Raw genomic sequence first — 6,012 nt, forward strand, 5'->3', positions numbered from 1 at the left:
AAAATGAATTAATGATTGCTCTATACGTAATAGTAGAGAAATTTCCCTACTCATCTCTCAAGTTATGGTGCTTCATAAAATGAATTAATGATTGCTCTATGCGCAATAGTAGAGAAATTCCATATTCACCTCTCAAGTTATGGTGCTTCATAAAATGAATTAATGATTGCTCTATAAGCAATAGTAGAAAAATTTCCCTACTCACCTCTCAAGTTATGGTGCTTCAGAAAATGAATTAATGATTGCTCTATAAGCAATAGTAGAAAAAATTCCATATACTACTGAACTTTCTGACTAATACTTTCAACAGCTTTCTTAAACTCAGGAGTCCCCTTAATCAACGGATGAACATCATACCAACGTCGCTTTTCTCCCTCATCATCATAATAACAATATTCCAAAATACAGCGATTAAACATTAAACTACGGTAATTATCATCATTAGGAACTTCCCTAGAAAATGCCACTTCAGCTAACCTTATCCATTGATTATCATCCACAGTTTTCCGATAAATATCTCTAGCATCTGTAATTGACCTGCGGATAGCATTTCTCGGAATAGGTAAATCATCCGTATAGTCAAAAGCTGACTGAATTAATAACAATAAATTCCGCACATGACCCCCACTCATTATACAGAGTTGATTCAAAGTTTCCTCACTATCAAATAAGTCAGTTTCTAGGGAAATATTAGGAGCAAATCTTTCCACTCGCTTGATAATTAACTCCTTAATTTTATTAAATCCTGGTTCATATTTACTACCATCAGGTTTCTGCACCATAATCATCGGTAAAACCTGGGGAGCCGAATAAAATTCTCTCAAATCTGCTGCTCTATGAGAATAGACCATAGAAATAGGAACAGTATAAATAATGTGACAGTTTAATGCTTTTAATTGTTCGGAGCGGTCTATAAAAATATGGTCGTGATTAGTCCGTTTATCTTCTTGAATAACAGGCACTATTCGGTCTAAGTTATCAACTATTACTGCTAATTCTGTACAATCATTAGGTAAATTTTTCTTAGCATCATCAATAAATTCATTTAAAACTTTAATCAGAGTAACAGTGTGGGGATTAATTTTCTGCCTAATTTGCTGACGTAGAGTTGGTACTGCTCTTAAATTTGCTGTAAGTTTAGCAAAAGCAGATATTTTTACATCAATAGTTGCCTTCTCAAAATCAATTTCTGTCAGAGCTAAATCCTTCAATTCTTGCCAACGATCTTTTAACCAATTAACTACATAATTAGGTTCAGCAGCGTCTTTTAAATCTTGCAATAAATGACGAGTACAAGCCAGTAAAATATCTGTATATTCCGCATCTTCCGCATCAATATCTTGTTCATCCGCAGCAAAATAAACCACAAATATTTTCTGTGATTCCAGATATTGTTTAAGTCTAAGTAATTCCGTCGATTTTCCTGCCCCTCGATGACCAGCATAAAGTTGACAAGTCATCCTCTTTGAACGCTTAATTTTTCTGCCTAAATCTACTAAAACATCTCCATCTCCTCGAACTTTTTTACAGTCAACATAAAGAGGGTCTCCTGCGGGTAATGGTTGAAATGGATCGAAGGAGTTGTAGAGATTTGTTATCAGTTCTTCTATGTCTATTTTTTTATTTGTCATTTCAGTTATAAATTATCAGTCCTGGTAAAGACTTTGCATGCAACGTCCCTACCTTCCTTAATTAATGTTACTTCATATAAAACCTTTATCTATAAAATGCTTGGAGATTTCATCAGTCAGCCCTCAATACATAACTCTTTTGTCTTTATGTTACAATAAAACTACATTTAAAGTTAGGGATGAAAGAATGAGTGAATACCATAAAATTCAAACAGTTTTTTTGAGAAATCCTGACAGTAATTATAAAAATTTACTGTTAGGTAAATTTGCTAGACCAGAATTTGAATTACTCAAAAATATTGACTGGGTTTGGACAGAAAAAATAGACGGTACTAACATCCGAATAATGTGGGATGGTGAGTCAGTTAAATTTGGAGGTAGAACTGATAATTCTCAAATTCGTGCATCATTATTAGAAGTACTGCAAAATCAATTTACCGTAGATAAAATGAGTGGAGTATTTCAAGAACAAACAGAAGTTTGTTTATATGGTGAAGGCTACGGTCATTTCAGTTATCAGTTATCAGTTATCAGTTATCAGTTATCAGTACCTAAGGCTGTTTGCGGAGCATGACAAAGGTCAAGCAAGAGGCTTGAAATAAGGAATATATTCTTTTTTTATCCCCTTAAAAGGGGAGGCACATACCCACAATTTTTCGGTAAAGGGATTCATAAAGGAGGCAATTATTTACCAGATAGTGTTAATTTTATATTGTTTGATATTAAGATTGGGCAATGGTGGTTGACAAGAGAAAATATTGAAGAAATAGCAGAAATGCTTGGTATTAAAATTGTACCAATAGTTGGTATTGGTTCCCTCGATAAAGCAGTAGAATTTGCTAAACAAGGTTTCACTTCTCGCATAACAGAAAATAAACAATTTATAGCAGAAGGTTTGATTATGAAACCTCAGCAAGAATTGTTTAATCGTGCTGGAAAGCGAGTAATAACTAAGATTAAATATAAAGACTTTTGTTGATATAGCAGGGAACAGGGAACAGGGAATAGGGAACAGTTAGAAAAACATTTTCTAGTCTAAGATTCATCATTAGTCAATGTTCTAAGCAATTCTTTCCTAGCTATATTTTTTGACAAGTTAATTAGGGTTGTAGGGTGCATCTCAATTAAGCGATAAGTAATTGTACTCAAGAAATAGGGATGAATAGGGTGTATTTCTTATGTACAAAAATACTTTTTTCTTATATATTCTCTGTTGCCTGTTGCCTGTTCCCTGTTGCCTAAAAGCGATAAATTTTTGGCTTTATTCAAAATTGAGATGCACCCGGGTTGTAAGTTAGAAAAAAAAACAAGCATAAACATTCAAAACATTTAAGTTTGTTTCTTTATCAAAATCAAAAATTTACTGATATGATTTCAGAAATAAACATTATCCCAAAATTTGCTCCACAGTTAAATTAATATCATCAAAAGCTTCAATAGTTAAAATATCTCCTCGAAAAAATTGCTGTACATCCCGATAACTATTCCCTTTTGCTTGCCGATAAACTTCTACTAATTGTTGATTAATATCTATCAGCCACACCTCAGAAATTCCATTTTCAGCATACAAAGGTATCTTGATTTCTCGGTCATATTTAATAGTTGAATCTGCCACCTCTACCAATAAAAATATATCCTCTGGTTGGGGATGTTTTTCTTCATAAAAATCATCACGCAATTGTAATAAAATTAAATCTGGTTCAGGTTCACTCTCATCATTTAACTGGATGGGAATTTGAGTGTCAACTATGACTTGACTGTACAATAGTTTATTAAAAATTCGATTTAAGCGTCTTAAATAAGCAGCATGACGCGAACCCATAGGTGCCATTTGAATAATTTCTCCTGCTATTAATTCTACTCTGTCATCGTTTTTAAGAATACCTGCTTCAACCATTAGATCGTATTCTTTAACAGTAAATAGTCGCCGTTTTAATTTTACAGACATAATTACCCTTTAATGATGTTGATAAATATTATAAATTACCCAGAAACTGGGTCGAACCAGAAAATTTCCTGATGAGAAATAATTAGGAATTGCTGATTAATTCTAAAAGTATTTACTGATATTGATTTTAGTTTTTTAGAGTTGCAAAAAAGTATCATTTTTGTGGTGAAAAAACTCAAAAATCTAGTATTTTGGGATGATTATGGCAGAAAAATTGAGAGACAATTCTTAACTCCTACCTCCTCTAAATTCCCATTTCTCCTATCTCCTGTCTCCTGCAAAGAGCAAAAAGACTTTATTCAACAAATCCTAATTAGGGATATAAACCCGGTTTCTTTTTGAGTATATTGAGTTATAAATAATATATTTTAGCAGATACTCCCTTAAAACCCACGTTCCGCACGTCAATTCATAATATCAAAAGTAGTATAAAAATGGTATCTCGATCAGTATTCATACTGTAAAAATTATCTTCATTGAGCTTTCTCAGAAGTCAAATTCTCAGGAAAATATTAAATATAAATACTTAAAACACCCCAGACAATTAGTCAGCATCATTCCCTACTGACTACTGACTACTGACTATTAACTACTCACCTTTTATACCATTTTGAAAAAAGAATGTCACGAATAATAAAAATCATAAATAAACTTTCAAATAAAGTCTATTTGACGAACAAAGATAATTTACAACATCAAAAATGGTATTAAATCTATCTCCATACGAATTCTGGATTCTGAATTATGGATTCTAATAAATACCCTAGCTATTTGTAGCAAACATTTATCAAATTGGTATTATGCTACATTTTTTCGTGCGGAATTTGGGTTTAAAAAATCGGGCAAATTTAGATATATAAAATCATCCAATATGCCACGATAAACTTACGATTTAAAAATCACTTGAAGCAACTAATTTCTCAACTGAACAGGCATAATTAAATAAGTCATTTTCACGCCACCCAATGGATTTAAAACCACCGGACTTGTAGCAGTATTTAACTGAATTGAAATTTCTGAAGCTGATGGAATAGCCTTTAATCCCTCTATCAAATACTTAACATTAAAAGCAATTTCTTCCGGTTCATCAGCAGAAATTTGTGCCGCCATAGACTCTCTACCACTACCCACATCTTGAGCATCTACAGACAAAGAAATCTCCTGATTAACACTATCAATAGAACACTTCAAAATATTATTTTTCTGGTCAGCTAAAACAGCAATTCTTTCCACCGCTCCTAAAAATTCTTTCCTATTTACATTAATTTGATTAGTAAACTGATCGGGTAACAATTGTCCGTAAGCTGGATATTGACCCTCCAATTTTCTACTAGTTAAACATTGTTCTCCTAGCTCAAAAATTACCTGACCTTCATCAAATTTCAAAGCAACAGCTTCAGACGATTGACGCATTCCAATCATTCTTTCAACTTCTCGTAAAGCCTTTGCAGCAATTGTTACTTCAAACTCTTCAATTTCTTCAATTTCTTCTTCTTCTGATTCACCCTCTGGTGCAACACTTTCAGTCTTAACAATTGCTAATCTATGACCATCAGTTGCTGCAAATTCTAAACCATCTTTTTGTACTTTTAAATGTACTCCCGTCAACACTTGTTTTGTTTCATCAGGACTTGTGGCAAACAGAGTTCCCTTTAAACCATTAATTAAAGCTTCCGGTGGTAAATGTATAACTTCTCCCTCTTCCACTTTTGGTAATTCTGGATATTCCTCTCCTCCCATACCTCGAACCTCATAACGTCCAGATGTAGAAGTAAGAGTAGCGATCGCCTCCCCTTGATCATCATCAATAGTAATATTACCGTCTGGTAATCTAGAGACAATATCATTAAATAATTTGGCAGGTAAAGTAAAACTCCCACCCGTTTCTACAACTGCCGGAAAATTTGAACGAATACCTAAACTTAAATCAAACCCTGTTAATTCTAAGCACTGATTTTCTGCATCTGCTATTAATAAAACATTTGCCAATACTGGGTGATTAGGGCGAGAGGGAACTGCACGACTTACGAGAGAAAGATTACTATTTAAGTCACTTTGAGTACAAGTTAATTTCATTGAAGTTTAGCTAGTTATATAAGGAACAAGAGGCTTTTTTAAGAAAACTTACCTCAAGCTGAAATCCTAACATTCTTAACTTGAGGAATCTAGATATCTAGCATTGGATGAAAAATATCACTAATAAAATATCAAATTAATATCTGTGGAAAATGTGGAAAACTCTAAAAAATCATTAGTTATATCAATGCTTTCAGAAATAAATAGCTTGTGGAAAACCTGTGGAAAAAATCAATGTTGGCTTGAAAGAAAATTTTGGATTAGGTTATATTTTTGAGGTGATGCTACCTTTGCAGTGTCAGTTTATAGCACTACGTTTTTTGGTTAAAACAATAAATTTTAGTTGTAAGGGAACAC

The 6,012-nt window shown here is 33.0% G+C and carries 5 protein-coding genes; 2 read left to right on the forward strand and 3 right to left on the reverse strand.

The features are described from left to right. Positions 1 to 278: 278 nt before the first annotated feature. Positions 279 to 1,631 (reverse strand): ATP-binding protein, encoded by a 1,353-nt coding sequence (locus AC3DU7_RS22350; protein WP_488041504.1) that lies wholly within the window; start codon positions 1,629 to 1,631, stop codon positions 279 to 281. 187 nt (positions 1,632 to 1,818) lie between these two features. Between AC3DU7_RS22350 and AC3DU7_RS22355 the strand changes: the two genes are divergently transcribed. Both AC3DU7_RS22355 and AC3DU7_RS22360 read left to right on the forward strand, forming a co-directional pair. Further along, positions 1,819 to 2,205, forward strand: coding sequence for an RNA ligase family protein (locus AC3DU7_RS22355; protein WP_488041505.1), 387 nt, complete (start codon positions 1,819 to 1,821; stop codon positions 2,203 to 2,205). Positions 2,206 to 2,298: 93 nt separating this feature from the next. Continuing rightward, the gene (locus AC3DU7_RS22360; protein WP_488041508.1) at positions 2,299 to 2,610 is read left to right on the forward strand and encodes an RNA ligase family protein; all 312 of its coding nucleotides are present in this window, start codon (positions 2,299 to 2,301) and stop codon (positions 2,608 to 2,610) included. A 408-nt stretch (positions 2,611 to 3,018) separates the two neighbouring features. Here the strand turns inward: AC3DU7_RS22360 and AC3DU7_RS22365 are convergent, their stop codons facing one another. Then, positions 3,019 to 3,579 carry a Uma2 family endonuclease gene (locus AC3DU7_RS22365; protein ID WP_488041506.1) on the reverse strand — a complete coding sequence of 187 codons (561 nt, stop codon included), beginning with the start codon at positions 3,577 to 3,579 and terminating at the stop codon, positions 3,019 to 3,021. A 912-nt stretch (positions 3,580 to 4,491) separates the two neighbouring features. Beyond that, on the reverse strand, positions 4,492 to 5,655 hold the full coding sequence (dnaN, locus tag AC3DU7_RS22370; protein WP_488041507.1) for a DNA polymerase III subunit beta: 1,164 nt from the start codon (positions 5,653 to 5,655) through the stop codon (positions 4,492 to 4,494). Positions 5,656 to 6,012 lie beyond the last annotated feature (357 nt).

The organism is Okeania sp. (genome assembly GCF_983059655.1).

What these genes read in the sequence shown, in the direction of transcription:
- AC3DU7_RS22350 (WP_488041504.1), bottom strand. Translation starts at nt 1,631, where the DNA reads ATGACAAATAAAAAAATAGACATAGAAGAACTGATAACAAATCTCTAC.
- AC3DU7_RS22355 (WP_488041505.1), top strand. Translation starts at nt 1,819, where the DNA reads ATGAGTGAATACCATAAAATTCAAACAGTTTTTTTGAGAAATCCTGAC.
- AC3DU7_RS22365 (WP_488041506.1), bottom strand. Translation starts at nt 3,579, where the DNA reads ATGTCTGTAAAATTAAAACGGCGACTATTTACTGTTAAAGAATACGAT.
- dnaN (WP_488041507.1), bottom strand. Translation starts at nt 5,655, where the DNA reads ATGAAATTAACTTGTACTCAAAGTGACTTAAATAGTAATCTTTCTCTC.